Origin of the sequence: Cellvibrio sp. BR (assembly GCF_000263355.1) — a bacterium.
GTDB lineage: Bacteria > Pseudomonadota > Gammaproteobacteria > Pseudomonadales > Cellvibrionaceae > Cellvibrio.
Map to the genome: position 1 here is coordinate 870,730 of NZ_JH668200.1, position 20,275 is coordinate 891,004.

At 55.0% G+C, this 20,275-nt stretch carries 15 protein-coding genes; 9 read left to right on the forward strand and 6 right to left on the reverse strand.

Features of this window, described 5'->3' with window-relative positions; translation table 11 throughout:
• Positions 1-9 precede the first annotated feature (9 nt).
• On the reverse strand, positions 10-2,091 hold the full coding sequence (locus tag O59_RS03605; protein WP_157152443.1) for a hypothetical protein: 2,082 nt from the start codon (positions 2,089-2,091) through the stop codon (positions 10-12).
• A gap of 245 nt (positions 2,092-2,336) precedes the next feature.
• Positions 2,337-2,819 (reverse strand): SsrA-binding protein SmpB, encoded by a 483-nt coding sequence (gene smpB / locus O59_RS03615; RefSeq protein ID WP_007639599.1) that lies wholly within the window; start codon positions 2,817-2,819, stop codon positions 2,337-2,339.
• On the opposite strand from smpB, the gene O59_RS03620 reads away from it, so the two are divergent.
• From O59_RS03620 to O59_RS03645, 6 genes are all read left to right on the forward strand, one after another.
• A complete protein-coding gene (locus O59_RS03620; RefSeq protein WP_007639601.1) occupies positions 2,818-4,317 on the forward strand; it encodes a sodium-dependent transporter in 1,500 nt (499 codons plus the stop codon). The two genes, smpB and O59_RS03620, sit on opposite strands and share 2 nt — an antisense overlap.
• Positions 4,318-4,355: 38 nt before the next feature.
• Positions 4,356-4,790 (forward strand): type II toxin-antitoxin system RatA family toxin, encoded by a 435-nt coding sequence (locus O59_RS03625; RefSeq protein ID WP_007639602.1) that lies wholly within the window; start codon positions 4,356-4,358, stop codon positions 4,788-4,790.
• Between the two features lie 28 nt (positions 4,791-4,818).
• Positions 4,819-5,166, forward strand: coding sequence for an RnfH family protein (locus O59_RS03630; protein WP_007639603.1), 348 nt, complete (start codon positions 4,819-4,821; stop codon positions 5,164-5,166).
• A gap of 122 nt (positions 5,167-5,288) precedes the next feature.
• Complete coding sequence (locus O59_RS20875; RefSeq protein ID WP_007639604.1) at positions 5,289-9,245, forward strand: PAS domain S-box protein; 3,957 nt, start codon at positions 5,289-5,291, stop codon at positions 9,243-9,245.
• Positions 9,242-10,873 (forward strand): ATP-binding protein, encoded by a 1,632-nt coding sequence (locus O59_RS03640; protein ID WP_007639605.1) that lies wholly within the window; start codon positions 9,242-9,244, stop codon positions 10,871-10,873. Before O59_RS20875 ends, O59_RS03640 begins: the two co-directional genes overlap by 4 nt.
• A gap of 20 nt (positions 10,874-10,893) precedes the next feature.
• Positions 10,894-11,277: a response regulator gene (locus O59_RS03645; protein WP_007639606.1), complete on the forward strand. Its 384-nt coding sequence runs from the start codon at positions 10,894-10,896 to the stop codon at positions 11,275-11,277.
• 17 nt (positions 11,278-11,294) lie between these two features.
• Here O59_RS03645 and O59_RS03650 read toward each other — a convergent pair whose 3' ends face one another.
• The gene (locus O59_RS03650; RefSeq protein ID WP_007639607.1) at positions 11,295-12,518 is read right to left on the reverse strand and encodes an HD-GYP domain-containing protein; all 1,224 of its coding nucleotides are present in this window, start codon (positions 12,516-12,518) and stop codon (positions 11,295-11,297) included.
• 263 nt (positions 12,519-12,781) lie between these two features.
• Between O59_RS03650 and O59_RS03655 the strand changes: the two genes are divergently transcribed.
• Positions 12,782-14,437 carry a diguanylate cyclase gene (locus O59_RS03655; protein ID WP_040391451.1) on the forward strand — a complete coding sequence of 552 codons (1,656 nt, stop codon included), beginning with the start codon at positions 12,782-12,784 and terminating at the stop codon, positions 14,435-14,437.
• 149 nt (positions 14,438-14,586) lie between these two features.
• Here O59_RS03655 and bamE read toward each other — a convergent pair whose 3' ends face one another.
• Positions 14,587-15,042: an outer membrane protein assembly factor BamE gene (gene bamE, locus O59_RS03660; RefSeq protein ID WP_007639610.1), complete on the reverse strand. Its 456-nt coding sequence runs from the start codon at positions 15,040-15,042 to the stop codon at positions 14,587-14,589.
• Positions 15,043-15,120: 78 nt separating this feature from the next.
• Between bamE and fur the strand changes: the two genes are divergently transcribed.
• Positions 15,121-15,534 (forward strand): ferric iron uptake transcriptional regulator, encoded by a 414-nt coding sequence (gene fur, locus O59_RS03665; RefSeq protein ID WP_007639611.1) that lies wholly within the window; start codon positions 15,121-15,123, stop codon positions 15,532-15,534.
• A gap of 100 nt (positions 15,535-15,634) precedes the next feature.
• Here fur and recN read toward each other — a convergent pair whose 3' ends face one another.
• Together recN and O59_RS03675 are read right to left on the reverse strand one after the other, a co-directional pair.
• Positions 15,635-17,302, reverse strand: a complete 1,668-nt coding sequence (gene recN, locus O59_RS03670; protein ID WP_040391129.1) for a DNA repair protein RecN — start codon at positions 17,300-17,302, stop codon at positions 15,635-15,637.
• 140 nt (positions 17,303-17,442) lie between these two features.
• Entirely contained in the window at positions 17,443-19,062 is a 1,620-nt protein-coding gene (locus tag O59_RS03675) for a methyl-accepting chemotaxis protein (RefSeq protein WP_007639613.1), read from the reverse strand.
• Positions 19,063-19,500: 438 nt separating this feature from the next.
• Here O59_RS03675 and grpE point away from each other — a divergent pair, with 438 nt between their 5' ends.
• Complete coding sequence (gene grpE, locus O59_RS03680) at positions 19,501-20,073, forward strand: nucleotide exchange factor GrpE (protein ID WP_007639614.1); 573 nt, start codon at positions 19,501-19,503, stop codon at positions 20,071-20,073.
• Positions 20,074-20,275 lie beyond the last annotated feature (202 nt).

The following is a 20,275-nucleotide window of genomic DNA, read 5'->3' on the forward strand; positions in this document are numbered from 1 at the left end:
TGGTCAGGCTTAGGGTTGTGGTAACCGTGTAGCGCTGACGCTGTAGCGGATGGTGCAGATTGAGACATCCGACGTCAGGTTCCAGCTAAGTCTGCGGGTTTCTACTATCTCACCGCTCGCCAGGGTTGGAGCTCCCTCATCCAGATTGATATCGGCAGTCCAGGTGTAGCTGGCGCGTTCGTAGAAAACGGTATCACCCGAACATTGGGCTTCACCTGTAGCACAGAGGTTTACCTTGGCACCGGCATTGCTGATTTGCAGTTTGTTGAACACTGGGTCAAATGCCCCGGTATCAGTGTAAGGTTCTTCGGTTTCATATTTTTCGTCTGACACGCTGCTCAGTTGGCCGTAGTTAGGGTTGAGTATCCAGGTTTCAGGGAAGGTTTCAGTCTGGCCAACCTGATGTTCCTCTATCAGCCCGCACTGCATGGTTGCACCATTGACGGTGAACAACTCCCCTTGGGCGGCGGCGGTCACGGTGTTGGTAACTTCTACTTCCAGTTCGATAGGCTCGTTGGTAGTGGGCGAGCCCACCTCGATGAAATCTACCGGATCTTCCACACCGTTGTTGGCAATAGTGTCTGCCTGGCTCACAAACCGGATCGCTGTACCGGTGCGAGTGATGGTTTGCACTATATCGGCACCATTGGGACCGCAGCTCAGGTCGTTACTGGTCTCCTGATCGAGAATTGCACAGGGGTGCGAGAAGCCCCATTGGCCGTTGGTATCTTCTAAGGTATCAACCACGAAAGCATTGGTTTCAGCATTATGGCTATAGGTACCGTATTCAACACCGCTTTGGCCGTTGGTGTCTTCCGGGTTAGGCTCGTATTGGCCCATCAGGTAGTGGGTACCGGTGAACGCCGCGAGAGCGATAAAACCGGAATCAGCTAAATACCAACCGCCCACTATGCCGCTTTCGCTGGTGAGTTTGGTCATCACTGTGGGTGGTTCTTCATCACCTTGCTCGCTGATCAGCAATTGCTCGCCAGCAGAGCTAATTACATAAATGCTTTGCTCTGACTGCAGGCCGAGGTCGGCATTACCAGTTTCATCATTGGGTGTTGCAGTAATAACGCCGGTGCTGGCATCCCACACATAGCTACCGACTTCCAGATTGGTGCCTTCGGTCTCGGTAACTTCCACGCTCATATAGCGGCTGGTATCCAGGAACGCGACCACGGCTTTGTAATCGTCACCTTCAATTAACCAGGTGCCAACCAGACGTTCGGCGCTGAGGCTGTCCAGTGATTCAACCGTGCCTTGCAAGTGTTCCTGTGCGGCTTCTACGGTTTTCAGGGTGCCTTCAGCCGCAGTAACCAGTGGGGTGATGGCGCTGGAAAAGGTGCTTGCATCCTGCTCGAAGTTAATTGCCGTTGCGCTAGTCTCAGCCAGCTCATAATTGATAGTAATGCCATTGGAGGCGTCGCCATCGCTATCGAGTGATTGCAACAAAATCGCAATATTCAATACTACTTGATCGGTCAGCTCGTCGGTCTGGGCGATGTCGAGCGGGGTAATCACACCCTTGGCATCTACTTCGGGCAGCTCCAGGTCGCCGATGAAGAACGTCACTTTATCGCCAGTTTCATATTCGTACTCGCCCTGAGCACTGGTAAAGCCGCCTTTCCCGCTAGGGCTGGTGCGATACCCGATACCTGCCACTGCGCTGTCCAAAAATACCCCGGTCAAGGCCGGAGTAGAGGAGCTGCTGGCAGCACTGGAAGATGCTGGTGATGAGCTTGCTGGTGCAGAGCTGGCGGGCGCCGATGAGCTTGCCTCTAGCGAACTGCTGCTGGTAGATGAAAGTGCGACGGAGCTAGCCTCGCTGGATGAGGCCGGGGTTGAACTGGGTGCTGCGGAAGACGCTGGCGTCGAGCTCACCTCTACTGATGAGCTGGCATCCATAGAGGAGCTGGTTTCGGTCGAGCTGGATGAGGACATAGCCACTGAGCTCGCGGCTACTGAACTGGGCGCCACGCTGCTGGCGGGAGCCGACGATTTATTACCGCCTCCACTTCCACCGCCACCGCAGGCAACGAGGCTGATAACCATGGCGGACAAAAGTCCTTGCTGAAAGCATTTATTCATAGATGCACCTTATCGTTAATTGAGAGGCATTTTTATACAGATTTATACAGATAATTTACGCGACACGATTCAGCAGAATAGCTCAAAAATACGGAGATTCAAGCGCCAGAACGACGCTGGCAAATGCAGATTTAGTGACCAGAAAGTGCGACCAACCCTCAAGTTGAGGGTTGGTAGAGGTGAGTTAGTGTTCGCTTGGCGGGAAAGGGGGGGAAGTAGCGCGATAGAAAATGCAATGCGGTCAGTTACTTGCGTAAATCCTTCTGGAACAGGCGCTGTTTATCGCGCGCCCAGTCGCGCTCTTTTTCGGTTTCGCGTTTGTCGTGCTGTTGTTTGCCCTTGGCGATGGCAATTTCCAGTTTGATCAGATGGTCTTTCCAATAAAGTGCTGTAGGCACTACGGTATAGCCTTTTTGCTCCACGGCTTCCTGCAAACGGCTAATTTCGCGGCGATTGAGTAGCAGTTTACGGGTGCGGAAGGGGTCGGTCACAAAGTGGGTGGAGGCGGTTTGCAGGGGCTGGATTTGTGCCGCCAGCAGCCAGGCTTCGTCATTTTTGAAAATCACATAGCAGTCGGTAATGTTGCCTTTGCCGGCGCGCAGGCTTTTGACTTCCCAACCGGTGAGCGCGATACCCGCTTCAAAACGGTCGTGCAGTTCGTAGTCGAACTTGGCTTTTTTGTTGAGGGCAATGGTATTGCCTTGATTCTTTTGTGCTTTTTTGGCCATGACTGGACGCTACTTGAGTGAAGCAAAAACGGGCGGGCATTATGCCCTGCGGGGGAATCTGGGTACAATCACTTATCCGAGCGTTAATAATGACAATACTCCTGGGGGCGAGCCGGTGAAGCGACTCAAACAGCATGTGATTTGGGGCCAGCGCGGCAGTTTTATTCTGGCGGCGACCGGTTCGGCCGTGGGGTTGGGCAATATCTGGAAGTTCCCCTATATCACTGGCGAGAACGGTGGTGGCGCGTTTGTACTCATGTACCTCTGCTGTATTTTGCTGATTGGCGTGCCGATCATGATGGCGGAAATCCTCATGGGGCGCCGTGCTCGCGCCAACCCGATCCTCGCCACTACTGAACTCTGCGAAACCGCCAGGGTGAGTAAGGGCTGGACGGTGATTGGTTGGATGGGCGCGCTGGCTGGCTTGGTAATCCTGTCGTTTTACACGGTAATTGCCGGTTGGACGCTGGAGTATTTAAGTCAGGCGCTCGATGGCCGCTTTGCCGGTTTAACGGGCGAGAGTTCCCAGCAGCTGTTTGACACTTTGCTCGCCAATAACGACCAGATGCTGTTGTGGCACACAGTGTTTACCGCCATGACGGTGGTGATTTTGGCGCTGGGGGTGTCGCGCGGGCTGGAATCCTCGGTGCGGCTGATGATGCCGCTGCTATTTGTATTGCTGCTGTGCCTGTTGGTCTACGCCATGAGGGAAGGTGAGTTTGCCACCTCGCTGCGCTTTATGTTCAGTTTTAATCCGCAGGATATCTCCTGGGAGTCGGCCCTGACCGCCATGGGCCATTCGTTTTTTACCCTGAGTTTGGGCATGGGCGCGATAATGGCGTACGGCGCCTATATGCCCAGCAACCAATCTGTAGGCCAGACGGTGCTGGTGGTGGCACTGTTGGATACCCTGATCGCCCTGATTGCCGGGGTGGCCATTTTTGCGTTTGTATTTGCCACGCCGGGCATTTCGGCGGGCAGCGGGCCGGGGTTGATGTTTGTGACCCTGCCGGTGGCCTTCGGCAATATGAGTGCGGGGCTGGTGATAGGCTCGGTCTTTTTTGCGATGGTAATGCTCGCCGCCTGGACCTCCACTATCTCGCTATTGGAGCCGGGTGTGGCCTATCTGAATGAACGCTTTGGCCTGCATCGGGTGTTTGCCAGCTTGCTCCTGGGTTTCATTGCCTGGGCGCTGGGTTTGGGGTCGCTGTTGTCGTTTAACGATTGGGCCGACAAACCCTTCCTCTGGGGGAAAACCTGGTTCGACAGCATGGACTTTATCGCCACCAACATTATGCTGCCGCTCGGCGGTTTGCTGATCGCCCTGTTTGTGGGCTGGAAACTGCGCGATGAACACCTGCTGCATGAATTGAAATACGAATCCAGCTGGCTATTGCGCTGGTGGCGGCCGATCTTGCGTTACATCTCGCCACTGGCAGTATTGATTGTGCTTATTAACGGCATCTTCCCGGTGCTGCGCGGCGTATTAGTGGAATAGGCTTTTTAGATGGGCAAGCATAAAAATAGGTAAACGCCGTGGTGCATAAAGTAGAGCGAAGCGCGCTGGTGAATTATTCGGCGCAACAGATGTTTGACCTAATCAACGATATCGAAGCCTATCCGCAGTTTATGGATGGCTGTGTGGGTGCCAAAATTCTCGCCCGTGGCGATGACTGGCTGGAGGCGCGGCTGGAGTTAAGCAAGGCCGGTGTCAGCCAGAGTTTTGTGACCCGCAACCAATTGCAGCCACCGCTGTGCATGATGCTCTCGCTGGTGGATGGCCCGTTTAAATTCCTCACCGGCGCCTGGCGCTTTACCCCCTTGGGGGATAAGGCTTGCAAGGTGTCGCTCAGTTTGGAGTTTGAGCTGGGCAACCGCTTGCTGGGGCTGGCGGCGGGCAAATTATTTGAGGCCGTGAGCAATAGACAGGTGGATTCCTTGTGTGCGCGCGCCAAACATATCTATCAATAAACCCATAGCAACAGTGGACTGAGTAACCATGGCCGATTTTGACCTTATCACTGTGGAAGTGGCTTACGCGCTGCCCCACAAACAGAAAATTATTGCCCTGCTGGTCGAGCCGGGCACCACCGCGCTGGAGGCCGTGCAGCGCTCTAAAATCACCGACCACTTTCCCGAGCTGGATCTCGCCAGTGCCAAACTGGGCATTTTTGGCCAGTCGCTCGGCACCAAGGGGCTGGATACTGCCGACAAGCACATATTGCATGCCGGCGACCGGGTGGAAATTTATCGCCCACTGGCGTCTGACCCGAAAGAGGCGCGCCGCAAACGCGCGGAAAAGACGGCAGCGGCGAGTGATGAAAGCGCCGCCGCGGTGGATGAATAAACCCCCCGCCAGCCCGCTCGGGCTGGCGTTATACAACCCTTCGCGTTAAACCTGCTTCACAAAAAATTTGCACTACACTGGGGTAATGCGCTGTCCGCACATTTTTATCCCAGAGACTCTTCATGCCCTTGATTCGCAAAGGTTGGTATTCATGGCTACCCTGGCTTGCTGCCTTGGGGTTGGCTTTGGCCTTTGGCGGATTTATGCGTGCCGACCTGCACCACCATGAACAGGTTTGGCAAGAGCGGATCCAGCTATGGACCCAGCGCCATCAGGATCGGGTGGATAGCCATAGCCGCGATATGACCCAGCAGGCCATGCTGCTTGCCCAGCTTATTGTGCGTGACACCTCGGTGCTCAATTTACTGCGCGACGCCCAGCAACAGTTTGTCGCCGGACAAGGGCGTATGGCGGCGCCACAGACCCGCGCCGCGCAAGTTCGCTTGCGTCAACAGCTGGATGATTACTGGCAGGGCATGCGCGATTTGGGCGTGCAGCGACTGTCCATCTATGTGGCGCCAGGCGCCGTCAGTTTTTTGCGTATGCATTTGCCCGAGCGCGCCGGCGACAGCGTCAGTGCGGTGCGCCCGCTTATCATCCAGGCGTTCAGCTCCGGCCTGCCGGTGTGGGGCACCGAAATTTCCCGCAGTGGCAGCGGCCCGAGTGCTGCCATTCCCATCATGGCCAACAGCGATCAAAGCGGCGAGGTGATTGCCGTGGTGGAAGTAGGTATGGCACCGCTGGCGGCCGCCGACAATCGCCCCGGCGGCATCCAAATGGCCAGCTTCCTGCAAAAAGATGCGGTTGAACAACTGCTGTGGGATAGCGCCCGGCAGAGCCTGCACAAAACCAACCCGACGGCGGTGGACAACTGGCGGCTGGAAAGTACCAACAATGCCCAACTGCACGACTGGTGGAATCGCGGCAAGGTAGCGATTAATCGCCAGGGGCACTTGCTGCACAGCGATGATCAGGTGTACCTCACCTCCTGGATTGCACTGGGCCAACCCGACATCCTGCGCGAAAACGCGCCCATGGCGGTGCTGGTATGGCATGAAATTACCGGCGAATACGCGGCTTATCAGGCCAGTGTGCGGCAGGTAGTGGCCAAGTGGGCGGCGGCACTGCTGTGCGCGCTGCTGCTGATGGTTGGTTTTATCCGCCTGCAGCGCAGTTACCTGCGCGAGGTCATTGCCGCCCACGCCGAGCAGTTGCAGGCGGAGCACCAACAGACCGAACAGGCGCGTCAGCGCTTGGCACTGGCGCTGCGCTCCAGCGACTCGGGCTTTTGGGAGTGGGACATAGTCAACGACCGCGCCCGCTTTTCCCCCGAGTGGCGCCAGCTCTGCGGTTTGGGGCCGGAAACGGCCAATTCGCTCGATCTGGATGAGTGGATGAGCCGGGTGCACCCAGCGGATAAGCGAGCCAGCTACAGCGATATCATCCGCCACATCAAGGGCGAAACGCCCATGTATGAGAACGAATACCGGCTCAAAATTCACGATGGCAGCTACAAGTGGATTCTCACCCGCGGCAAGGTGGTGGAGTGGCAACCCAACGGCAAGGCCGCGCTGGTAGTGGGTGTCTACACCGATATTACCGAGCGCAAAAATACCGAATTGATCAGCATTCGCCAGCAGGCGGCGCTGCACTCCCTCAATGAAATCGCCTCGCTCTCCGGGGTTGACCCGGATGCCCAGTTACAGCGCGCCCTCGCCTTGGGCGCCCGCTACCTAGGGCTCAGTTGCGCAGTGATCAGCGCCATTAACGGCAGCAGTTATCGCGTGCGGGTAGCCTTTACCGCGCAGAGCCAGCGCGACCCATTGCCCTCCAGCAATCGCTTGGCAGACCAGTATTGCAGCCTCACAGTGGCAAACCGCGATGTCGTGGCTGAGGACGATATGCCCACCAGTCAGTATCGCCAGCACGCGGCCTATCGCCTGACTCAGGTGGAGTCCTACATCGGCGCGCCGCTGTGGATCAATGGTGAAATCTGCGGCACTCTGGCGTTTAGCTCGCGCAAAACCCGCCATCACCAATACGATGCGCTGGATAAGGACTTTGTGCGCTTGCTCGCGCGCTGGATCAGCTCGGTGGTAGAGCGCTGGCAGCAGGACATAGACAAAAAAGTCATTATCGAACGCTTCCATAAACTGAGCGAACGCCTGCCCGGCTTTTTGTACCAGTACCAAATGCGCCCCGACGGCACCTCTTTTTTTCCCTATGCCAGCGCGGGCATCAAAAATCTTTTTAACATCGAGCCGGAGGATGTGTCGGCGTCGGCGGAGCGAATATTTCCGCTCATTCACCCGGAGGATGTGGGCTGGGTAGGCGAGACGATTTCCTTCTCTGCCAGCAAGCTGACGCCCTGGGTGTCCACGGTGCGCATCAACCATCCGACACGCGGCCTGATCTGGGCGCATTTTGAGTCCCTGCCGGAAAAGCTGGAGGACGGCGGGGTGCTGTGGAATGGTTATGTATCCGATGTCACCTCGCTTAAAGAGACCGAACTGCAGTTAAAAGAGACCAATGCCCTGCGCAAGGCGATCCTGGATGCGGCCAATATTGCGATTATTTCTACCGATACCCAGGGCTTTATCAAAACCTTCAACCTGGGCGCCGAGTTAATGCTCGGCTACCGCGCGGAAGAGGTAATCGAACAGCAGACCCCCGCGCTGTTTCATCTGGAGGCCGAAAATATCGCCTACGCCGCGCAACTGACGGCTGAGCTGGGGTACGCCGTGAAACCCGGTTTTGATGCCTTTGTCGCTAAGGCGCGCGAAGGCTTTGGCGATGAACGGGAGTGGACCTACGTGCGCAAAGACGGGGTTCGTTTTCCGGTGTTGTTGGCGGTCTCCGCACTGCGCGATGGCGAGGGCGATGTCACCGGCTTTCTGGGCATAGGGCGCGATATCAGTGAGATCAAACGTATCGACCAGATGAAAACCGAATTTATCTCCACCGTTAGCCATGAACTGCGCACGCCGCTGACCGCCATCAGTGGCGCCTTGGGAATTGTCGCCAACGGCCTGGCGGGCACAGTCCCGGAGCAGGCGCAGCGCATGATCCACATCGCCCACAGCAACTCTCACCGGCTGATTTATTTGGTCAATGACCTGCTTGATATGGAGAAACTGGTGGCGGGTAAAATGAACTTTGACATGCGCCCCCACAGCTTGCGCGCGCTAATACTGCAAAGCATCGAAGAGAACACCGCCTTTGCCGAACAGTATTCGGTCAGCTACGAGCTGATTGGACACGGCGATGCGCAGGTGACCGTGGATCAGCAGCGGTTATTGCAGGTGCTCGCCAATTACCTGTCCAACGCGGCCAAATTTTCCCCCGCCAAGGATGTAGTGACTATCCAGCTGGAGGCCAAGTTCGGACGGGTCAGGGTGAGAGTGAGCGACAAGGGGCCGGGTGTGAGCGAGGAGTTCCGCCCGCGCCTGTTCCAGAAGTTCTCCCAGGCTGACTCTTCCGATACCCGCCAAAAAGGCGGCACCGGTCTGGGGCTGGCCATTTGCAAAGAGATCATCGAGCGCATGGGGGGCAGCTTGGGGGTCGAGCCGGATGCAGGCCAAGGTGCCTGTTTTTATTTTGAACTACCCTGCGAGGACGCCACTCAAAAAGTACCTGCCTCGCGCGTCGAGCCGGTAAAAAACAAGCCGCATTTGTTGATCGTGGAGGATGATCAAGCCACCGCGGAAATCCTCAGTGCGCTGCTGCCCGGCGAGCATTACGACATAGATTGCGCGGCAACTGGCCAAGCGGCGCTGGAATTGCTGCAACTGCGCGACTATGACCTGATGACCCTGGATTTGAACCTGCCGGATATGGATGGCATCAACATAGTGCACCATGTGCGCGAGGCCGGGTTGCGGCAAGCGGAGAGCAACAAACCGCTGCCCATTATTATTGTCAGTGGCGATCTTGAACCAACCAAGGCGCTGCTCAATGGCACGGGTGTGACGGAGGAGCTGTTCTGGCAGCCCAAACCCTTGTCGTACATTGAATTTGATACCTTGTTAAACCGGGTACTGGCGCGCGCCGACCAGAAAACTCCGGAGGACTCCCTATGAAAGCCGCCCTGCCAGGCAATGAATTAACCCGCCTCGCCCATTTGCATGCGCTCAATATTCTCGACACCGGTCGGGAACAGAGCTTTGATGACCTTGCCCAGTTGGCCGCGATGATCTGCGAGGTGCCGATTGCACTGGTTAGCCTGATAGACCACGAGCGCCAATGGTTCAAAAGCTGTATTGGTCTGGATGTGACCGAAACCCCGCGCGATCTCGCCTTTTGCGCCCATGCCATTTTGCAGCCGGGCGACCTGTTGGTTGTGGAGGATGCGATCCGCGACCCGCGGTTTAGCGACAATCCGCTGGTCTTGGGCGAGCCGCATATCCGGTTTTATGCCGGCGCGCCGCTGGTATCGGAAGAGGGTTATGCCTTTGGCACCCTCTGTGTGATTGATACCACACCGCGCCGGTTCGGCTCCTCCCAGGCGATGGCCCTGAAACTGCTCGCCGGGCAAGTGATCCAGCTGCTTGAGCTGCGCGAGGCCAATCAGGCGCTGCAAGCATCGCAGCTGCAACTGCAGGAGCGCAGTGAACAACTCAATACCATCCTCAGTAACTTTCCCGGCGCGGTGTACCGCTGCCTCAACGATGCCCGCTGGACCATGCTCTACCTGAGCGACAAGGTGGAACAACTGACCGGCTATCCCTCAACGCGTTTTATGGGCGATGGTGCGTTAAGCATCTCCGACATCACCCATCCCGAGGATGTGCCTATGGTGTACCAGCAGGTACAGGAGGCGCTGAGGCAGCAGCAGGCCTTTCAGATTATCTACCGCCTGCGCGATGGCAATGGCGACTGGTGCTGGATCGAAGAGCTTGGCTGCGGTGTGTTTGATGCCAGTGGCGCGCTGAAATACATCGATGGTTTTATCTGGGACATCAGCGAACGCAAGCGTGCGGAACAGATCAAAAATGATTTTGTGTCCGCCGTGAGCCATGAGTTGCGCACCCCGCTGACCGCAATTTCCGGTTCACTCGGGTTAATTGTGGGCGGGATGTTGGGCGCGCCGCCGGAAAAAATGCAAAACATGCTGGTGATTGCGCACAAAAACGCGCTGCGCCTGACCCAGTTGATTAATGACCTGCTGGATATGGAAAAACTCATCGCCGGTAAAATGGGGTTCGATCTGGAGCGCCAGCCGCTGGTGCCCATCATTGAACAGTCACTGGAAACCAATAAAGCCTACGCCGACAGCTTTAACGTCAGCTTGCACCTGAGTGTCTGCGCCAATGAACAGGATGTGCCGTTAATGGTCTCGCTGGACGCCCACCGCCTGCAGCAGGTCATGGCCAATTTTATCTCCAACGCCGTCAAGTACTCTCCTCCCCAAGGGCGGGTGGAAATCCAGTTAATCCAGCTGCAAGGCGAGGTAAAAATTGCCGTAGTGGATCACGGCCCGGGTATTAGCGAGGAGTTTCGCGAGCGCTTGTTCCAGAAATTTACCCAAGCTGACTCTTCGGCCTCGCGCCAGCGCGGTGGCACCGGGTTGGGTTTGGCCATTAGCAAAACCTTTGTGGAGCGCATGCATGGCCGCATAGGCTTTGATTCTATACCGGGGCAGGGCGCTACCTTTTACGCTATCTTCCCGCTCACCAACCGCGCTACCGATCTTGTACCCCATCACTAACCGTCAATCAGGTTCGATTTATGACACAGGAACTCAGCCGTATTTTGTATGTAGAGGATGACCCGGATATTCAAGCCATCGCCATGATGGTACTGGAGACAATTCATGGTTTTGTGATGGAAGCCTGCAGCTCCGGGGCGGAAGCCCTGCAAAAAGCGGTGGCCTTCAAGCCGGATTTGATTCTGCTGGATGTGATGATGCCGGGTATGGACGGCCCCGAAACCCTGAAGCACCTGCGTGCATTTCCGGAAATGGTCGCTGTACCGGTGGTGTTTATGACCGCCAAAGTGCAGCCGCAGGAGGTGCAGGGGTATCTGAATTTGGGCGCGCTGGGGGTGATCGCCAAACCCTTTGACCCCATGACTCTGGCGCAGCAGCTGGTCAGTATTTGGGAGAAGCGCTAGCGCTATTGGTGTGGGGGCTAGCCCAGGCCCGACCAGAGCATATCCAGGTTTTTAAAGCCCCAGTCATCGGGTGATTCGCGCCCGATGATTTTGTCTTTGCCCTTGAGGGCTGCCAGATCCAGGGTTTCCTGAATAATCGGCATTTTGGTTTTGGCGGAAAAAAACACTTTTACTGTGGGGTTGAGCAGCGAGTGCTCGTTCTGTTCCACCACTACCGCCAGGCGGCCGCTTTCCAGTCGTACCAATGAACCCGTGGGGTAAATACCCACGGTTTTGACAAAGGCCTGAAACACCGCCTCATCAAAATGCCCCTTGCTCCACTCCGCCATTTTGCGAATCGAGTCTGCGGGTGCCCAGCCTTTTTTATAGGGGCGATTGGAGGTGATGGCATCATAGACATCGCACACCGCGCCCATCTTGGCAAACAGGCTGATGGTGTCGCCCTTCAGGCCGTGAGGGTAGCCGGTGCCGTCCACCTTTTCGTGGTGATGCAGGCATACGTCCAGCACCATGGGGCTGACGTCGTAGTTTTCCATCAAAATACGTGCCCCCACTTCAGGGTGGGATTTGACCACCGAAAACTCGGCGTCGGTGAGTTTCCCGGGTTTATTGAGCACTTTCATGGGGATACCCACTTTGCCCAAATCGTGCAGCAGACCGGCAAAACCGGCTTCGCGCACCATCTCTTCGTCAATATTCAACTGGCGCGCCAGCGCAATCATCAACGCACAGACGGCTACCGAGTGCATGTAGGTGTATTCATCGGCATTTTTAAGGCGCGCGAGGCTGATCAGGGCGTGAGGTTGGCGCAGTACCGAGTTGGAAATTTCCTCCACTAGCGCGCGCGCCTGTTCCACCTGAATGGCGCGGCCCATGCGCGCATCGCTGAACATTTCAATCACCGCTTCTTTGGCTTTGGCGCACAGTTTGGCGGCAGTCTGGATTTCCTCGTCAAGCGATAGCTTTTCGCCTACGGCGGCTTTATCTGCGCCCAGCAACAGCGCTTCTGCTTCCTGTGCTACTTCGGCTTCGGTCTTGGCTGCGGCGGCATCGCTGGCATCTATTCCCTGGCTGACATCAATCCACAGCTCCTTGATCCCGCTCGCCTGAATCGCGTGCAGGTCTTTTTCATCGTCCAGTAAAAAACGCGTTTTCCAAAAGGGATGCTCCATCCATGAACCGCAAAATTCACAGATAAACATACCGAGTTTGATGTCTTTTACGGCGATTCTTTTTAGCATGAAGCCCTGCAGTGGCTGGCAAAATGGATTATTAGTTGGTCGGAAGTGGGTGGCGCTAAGGCTAGTATAGACGCGCTTTGCTGTGATGCAGTTCCGGCTACCCAGATATTAAATTCAGCGCCGTAAATATCCCATTGGCGGACATTGGCTATTCGTGCGCAACACTTCTATTATTTGACAACTGGCGCCTGTCGTTGCGGGGCGTATCCCTTTTGCTGTTACAGAATCAGACACCAATGCAAACCATCGGGTACAGTTTTTCTATGGACAAAAAAACCGAAATCGCCGCGCGCCTTGAGGCTCTGCGCGCCGATTATGCGGCGCGGCTGCCCGCTGAAATCGCGCGCTTGCGCGAACTGGTAGCCCTGGCATTAGTGCCGGAAAGCCAAGCCGCCGCCCTGCAGGAATTGGGGCAAAAATTGCACAAATTGGCCGGCTCAGCGGGCAGTTTTGGCTTTCCTGACTTGGGTAAACAAGCCAAAAAACTGGAGCTACAGGTGTTGGACTGGGTAGCCGCTGGCACCGTAGACACTGGCATGCTGCGGGTATTTTCAGTGGCGGTGACAGCGCTGGGGGGCGAACTTCAAATAGCGCCTGCTACCAGTGTCGCGCTGCCACCACCGGCAACACCATCGGGGGCGGTCAGCTCGCTCATTTATGTACTGGAAGATGATCCGGATGTGGCCAATGAACTCTGCATCACCCTGCGCCATTTCGGCCATCAGGTAGAGCACTTTGGCACCATCGCCGCTGCCGAGGGCGAGATTTTGCGCCGCCCGCCGGATTTTATGATCTGCGATGTCATGTTCATCGATGAGGGGCGCGAAACCCCGGAGGCGATTGCTCGGTTACAGCACCAATTACCCGCCTCGGTGCCGGTGATTTTTGTCTCCAGTCGCACTGATTTTGACGCCTACCATGCCGCCGTGCGTGCCGGTGCGGTGGGTTATTTTGTGAAGCCACTGGATATCATCCGGCTGGTAGACTGCTTTGAAAATTATCTGGATCGCCACCGCAGTACCCCCTATCGTGTATTGATTATTGATGATGATCTCGCCCTCGCAGAGCACTATAAACTGGTGCTTGGCGGTGCCGATATTCGCGCCGAAGTGAGCAATAGCCCACGCGATATTTTTGCCTTGCTCAATGACTTTCACCCCGAACTGATTTTGCTCGATATCAATATGCCGGTGTGCAGCGGCATAGAACTGGCGCAGGTCATTCGCTTGAATCAGGATTGGCTGCGGGTTCCCATTACTTATTTATCCTCCGAGCAGGACGAACAAAAACGCGCGTTAGCCATGGGGCGCGCGGGCGACGATTTCCTCAGCAAACCGCTCAGCGATCTGGAATTGGTAACGGCAGTTTCCGTGCGCGCTGCGCGCAGCCGCCAGTTAAGCGATGCACTGGATCGCGACAGTTTGACCGGCTTACTGAAGCATTCGCGCATTAAAGAGCAGGTGGATATAGAGCTGAGCCGCGCCCAGCGCACCGGTGAAGCACTGAGCCTGGTGATGCTGGATTTGGATCATTTCAAACAAATCAACGACAGCTACGGTCATCCGGCAGGTGACAAAGTCATTAAAGCCATCGCCCATTTATTGCGCCAACGGCTGCGTAAAATGGATGCAGTGGGGCGTTACGGCGGTGAAGAATTTGTGGCGGTATTGCCGCGCTGCACCCGCGCTGAAGCGCATTTATTAATGGAAGATATCCGCAAACGTTTTCGCGACCTTACCTTTACGGTCGATCAAAAAATCTTTCACGTCACCCTGAGCGCGGGAGTGGCATCTTTTGAATCGGGTATAGAGCGCGCTGAGCAATTATTGCAAGAGGCCGATGCGGCGCTCTATCGCGCGAAAAGCGAGGGACGTAATCGCGTGTGCAGTTTGCGCGGGGCAGATGTGGCGCCTGTGTGAAGCGTAAATGTTTACCAGAGCAAGCCAGTCCTGCAAAAACAACCCTCTAAAAACCACTACCCAAAAACAACAACGCCCGGAGATCCGGGCGTTAGTTTTTTAGGCGGTTGTTTTTGGGTAGTTATTTTTTGCCAGATGCTTAAGTGTATTTATTCCAACTCTTCGGGATCGGGCAAATCTGGCGGTGTACTATCTTCTGTTGGCACCGGGACATCGCGCTGCATATCATCCAAATAACGCTTGGATTTTTCACCGCTCATGGGTGCTTTACCAGGCAGGAAATCGCCCTCGGTTTTTACCAGCTTATCGTTTTCAAAATAAACGGTGTAAAGGTATTGGGTAATTTCACCCTGTGAACCGCGACGCACGCTGTAAGGGTAATCCCAGCGGTCATCGTTAAAGGTATTCGGCAGTAAAGTATTGCCGAGTACAAAGCGTACCTGGCGTTTGTTCATGCCCAGTTTTAATTGATCGACCATTTCCTGGGTAATGATGTGGCCCTGCTGAATGCCAACTTTATACACACCAGGAAAGCGGAAGCTGGAGCAGGCGGTGAGGCCCGCAATAAACACAAGGGCCAGAAATACACGGCTGGCTAATTTCATACTAGGGCTTCCACTAACGAAAATGAACGCGGATAATACCCGAACCACAGGAACACTGAGAAGGGTTTGGGGGAAATAATGGCAGACGGTAACCACGAACTGCGCAAAGCGGGTCTTAAAGTGACCTTGCCTCGTGTGAAAATTTTGCAAATGCTGGAGTCCTCTGAACAGCATCACATGAGCGCGGAAGATGTATATAAAGCGCTAATGGAGCAGGGCGACGATGTCGGTTTGGCAACTGTCTATCGGGTATTAACCCAATTTGAATCTGCCGGTTTGGTAGTGCGGCACAATTTCGATGGCGGCCACTCGGTATTTGAAGTGGCGCGCGGCGAACATCATGATCACATGGTGGATATAGATGCCGGCACCATCATTGAGTTCCATAACGATGAAATTGAGGCATTGCAAAAACGTATAGTGGCGGAATACGGCTACGAACTCACCGATCACAGTCTGGTGCTCTACGTGAGAAAAAAACGCCCATCCTGATAGTGAATGTTGTTAGTTGATTGGGTGGTTGAATAAAAGGGCGCAGTGCATAGCGCCCTTTTTTATTTGCTCACAGTTTGCTGACCGCTGGTTAATACCCTTAAAAACTCAGCATTTCACGAGCATGGGCGATGGATTGATCGGTAATTTTCAAGCCGCCCAGCATGCGTGCAATTTCCTCCACTTTGCTATCGCCCGCTAATTCCACCAGGGTGGATTCCGCGCTTTTTTTGCTCGCGGTTTTCACTACCTGCAAATGCTGGTGGCCCTTGCTTGCCACCTGCGCCAAGTGGGTTACACAAATCACTTGCCCGCGCTCACCCAGCTGACGCAATAGTTGGCCCACGACATCACCGGTGGCACCGCCGATGCCGACATCGACTTCATCGAATACCAGTGTGGGCGTCGCGGAGGTTTTGGCGGTAATCACCTGAATGGCGAGGCTGATGCGCGAGAGTTCGCCGCCCGAGGCAATTTTTGCCAGCGGGCGCGGCGCTTGGCCGGGGTTGGTGCTGATTAAAAACTCCACCTCTTCCAAACCATTGGGGCCGGGTTTGTCGGTCAGTGGTAATAAGCTAATGGTGAGCTTGGCATTTTCCATTGCCAGTAATTTGAGTTGTTCATTAACCTGTTTGGCCAGTGTTGCGCCGGCTTTGGTGCGTTTGGCTGATAGCTGCTCGGCCAGTTGGCGATAGGCTTTTTCCGCCTGCTCCACTTGCTGTGCCAATTGATCCAGCTTGGCATCGCCGCCTTGCAGTTGTTCCAGTTCGGCGCTGAGTTTATCGATAAATGACGGTAGTGCTTCCGGCTGGATGCGGTGCTTGCGCGCTATGTCGTAAATTGCTGAGAGGCGGTCTTCCACCACCGTCAAACGCGCAGGATCGAGGTTAAAGGTATCGATATGGCGCTCAATTTCGTGTTGCGCTTCTTCCACTTGAATCTGCGCGCTGGTGAGTAACTCTTCGGCCGCCTGCAATGCGGTGGATTTTTCCGGCAGGCTGCGCAAAATATGCAGTGCGCGATGCAGGTTTACGCTCAAACCCTGTTCGTCATCGCCACAAAACGCGGCGAGTTGCTGGCTGCCGCGCAAAATTTCTTCGGCGTTGGACAGGCTGCGCTGCTCCGCTTCGAGCTTGGCGAGTTCACCTTGCTGTAAACCCAGCTGTTCCAGTTCGTTAAATTGATAGCTAAGCAATTGGAAGCGTGCGCTCACATCGGCGGCGTTATCGCGCAGGTTAATAAAATGCTCTAACCGGCTGTGCCACTCGCGAAAGGCGAGGCGCACCTGTTTGGCTAATTCGGTTTGGCCGGCAAATTCATCCACCAGGCGGCGATGGGTATCTTTTACCAACAGCGATTGATGCTCATGTTGGCTGTGAATATCAATCAGCATTTCACCCAGCGCACGCAGTTGCTGCAGCGTCGCCGGTTGACCGTTGATATAGGCTTTGGATTTGCCATCGGCATTGATTACCCGGCGCAGCAAACACTCGTGCGGATTATCGCTCTGCTGCAAATCGTGGCTTTGTAGCCACTCCTGTGCTGCGGGGATTTGGCTGGTATCAAAACTGGCGCAGATATCGGCGCGGCTGGCACCCGTGCGCACGCGCTCGCCATCGGCTTTATCACCCAGCGCCTGCCCGAGTGCATCGAGCATGATGGATTTACCCGCCCCCGTTTCGCCGGTAATCACGGTCATACCGGGTTTGATGTCCAGATCCAGTTGATCGACCAGCGTAAAGTTTTGGATATTCAGGTGAGTCAGCATCAGCGCCTCGCAAATCCGGCAGCGGCGATGAAGTGCGCCACTAAAAAAGCCAGACATTATGGTGAATAATTGTCTGGCTATATATACAGTATTTGCGCAGGCGGCGGCAAGTGGGGGGAGCGATAAGCCGTTCCGGAATGCTAGAGGCGGAAACCTTCCAATTGGCGGCTCAGTTCGTCGGAGGCGTCGCGAATTTGTTGGGACGCCAGCAGCGTACCGCGCGCAGCATCTTTGGTGCCCAGCGATGACTGCTCGACCTGGCTTACATACTCCAGAATCAAACTGCTCGCCTGTACATGTTCGATGAGTGAGTTGCCAATGTGCGCGACCATCTTGGCGACTTCATCAGTCTCCTGCCGCACGCTCTCCACAATTTCACCGCCCTGACGGGTTTGGCCTATGCCATCTTTTAACTGCACCACCATGTCATCCATATTTTGTTTGGCGACGCGGCTGGAGTTCTGCACAGCGGTAATGGTCTCGCCAATTTCGCTGGTGGCTTGGGTGGTGCGCTGCGCGAGCTGGCGCACTTCGTCGGCCACTACCGCAAAACCGCGCCCCTGTTCACCCGCGCGCGCCGCTTCAATCGCGGCGTTCAGTGCGAGCAAATTGGTTTGGTTGGCGACTTCGCTAATCACCGAAATCACTGCAGAAATGCTGTTAATCCGCGCCGCGAGGTCATCAATACTGGTTTGGGTTTGGGTCACGCTGTTGTCGATTTCAACAAAACTTTTTACCGCACTGGAAATCAATTTTTGCCCCTGGTTGGCGGTTTTGGAGGCGTGATCGGTTTGGTTAGTGGCAATTTTTGCCTGCTGCATGGCGTCCTTGGTTTGCAGATTAAATTCTTCCGCAGAAGACGCGATTTTGATGGTATTGGCGCTCTGGTCTTCAGCCATGGCGGTACTGGTTTCAGCTTTATGGACTATGTCATCGCTAATCGCATGCAGGCGCGCGACCATGTGCGAAATGCTGCCGATCATCTCGCGCAAGGCATGGCGCATTTTCACTACCGAACCATAAATACTGTCCTCTGCTGCGCGACGTACATTGCGCTCAGTCAGGTCGCCGTTGGCAACGGCGCGCACCAGCGCCAGCACTTCTTTTAATTCCGCGCCCAAACCGTTATCCAGCTTGCGCGCAAACAGCACCACGGGAACCACAATAATCAGCATCACCAGTAAACAAATGGTCAGTTGCCATTTGGCGGTTTCCCAAAAGCGCGCGTTGACTTCGTTAAAGCCAATGCCAGTGCCCACTACCCAATTCCAGCGCGGTGAGAGTTTGGCAATAGACAATTTATTTTCGATGGAGCCATCGGCCTGACGTTGGGTCCATTTATAACGCGCTGTTTGACCGCGCGATTTTTCCACCGCTTTTTGCAGGATCTCACCCACACTGCGGCCATTGCCATCCTTAAATTCATGGAAGCTGGTGCCGTGAATTTGCGGGTCGAGCGGTGCGGCGACAAAATTCAATTTTTCATCGGCGACGTACACATACTCGGACTTGTGATAGATGTTGTTGCGCAGCAAATCCGTCGCAATTTTTTTGGCTTGCTCATCGCTTAGTTCGCCGCGCGCGGCCAGCTGTTCCATCTGGATCACCGTCGCATAGGTGCTATTCAGTAACTGCTCCACACGCGCTTCATTATCCTGATTATTGGAATAGCGCAGGGTAAATAGCCCAATCAACATTATCCCCAGCAGGCCGAGCAGGATTTGGGCGGAGACAATCCAGATTTTGACGCGTAATGACATGGGGCCTCCGAAGGCGGCTAAGTTGTGATCAGATGGATTGACAGTAGCCGCATGAGACAACGTTGTCAATGGTGGTCGCAAGGTATTTTCAGGTGGCTGTGTTTTTTGGTGGGCCTTGGTTATTAAGGCTATGAAAAGGCGTCAAAAACCGCATAAAAGTGGGGATATGCACAGAATCTGGGCGTAATAGACGACGATCAAAACAATGATTTGTGCGCCATGATGGTGCTTTCAGGGTGGCGTCAATTCTGGCAATCCGTAGTTAGGGTCAATTGCCGCCAGCAGGGGGGGTGGCAAAAACTTCGCCGCACTTTGCTTGAATCTGCCCACCTCAGCCCCATATAGCCTGCACTGGACACCGACGCCTGTGCTGTGGCCATTATTGCGGAGCCTGCTCCATTGCCGAGAACTCCGCCCAACTGATCATTGGAGAACACTGTGTCAACTCAAGATTATTCCGATATTCAACAAGCAACCGAGCAGCAAGCGCAGGAAACTGCCGAGGCTCAAGGTCAACCCGAGGCCAATGCCGAGCTGAGTATTGAAACCCTGCAAGCGCAACTCGCCACTTTGGCTACGGCTTATGAGTCAGCCAAAGAGCAATCCCTGCGCGCGCAGGCGGATGCGCAAAATGCGCGTCGTCGCGCCGAGCAAGATGTGGAAAAAGCGCATAAGTTTGGTTTGGAAAAAATGGTCAACGACCTGTTGCCCGTAGTGGATAACCTGGAGCGTGCATTGGCGAGTATCGATCCGGCCAATGAAGCTTTTGCTGCGTTTATTGAAGGTATTCAGCTCACCCATAAATCCTTTGTGGATGCACTGCTCCGTCATCAAGTGGCGGTAGTGAACCCTGAAGGTGAACCTTTTGATCCGAATTTACATCAAGCGGTTTCTGCAGTTCCCAACCCTGACGTAGAGCCCAATACTGTGCTCAACTGCTTCCAAAAAGGTTACACCCTGCATGGTCGTTTAGTGCGTCCGGCGATGGTAGTCGTGTCCAAGGCACCTTGATTTTTTTTGGATATCCGCAGGAAGTGTAAGGATTTTTTTGGCGCTGCACTTGAATTCATCGCGTTGGCGCCAATATAGGAAACAACTACCGGCAAAAGCATAAATCCACGGCGATTGGTGCTGATCCAGCCAGTAAATAACCGACTTTTAAGTTAACAATTCGGCGCAGGTCACGCACATACCAGCCAGTGATCACGCGCCC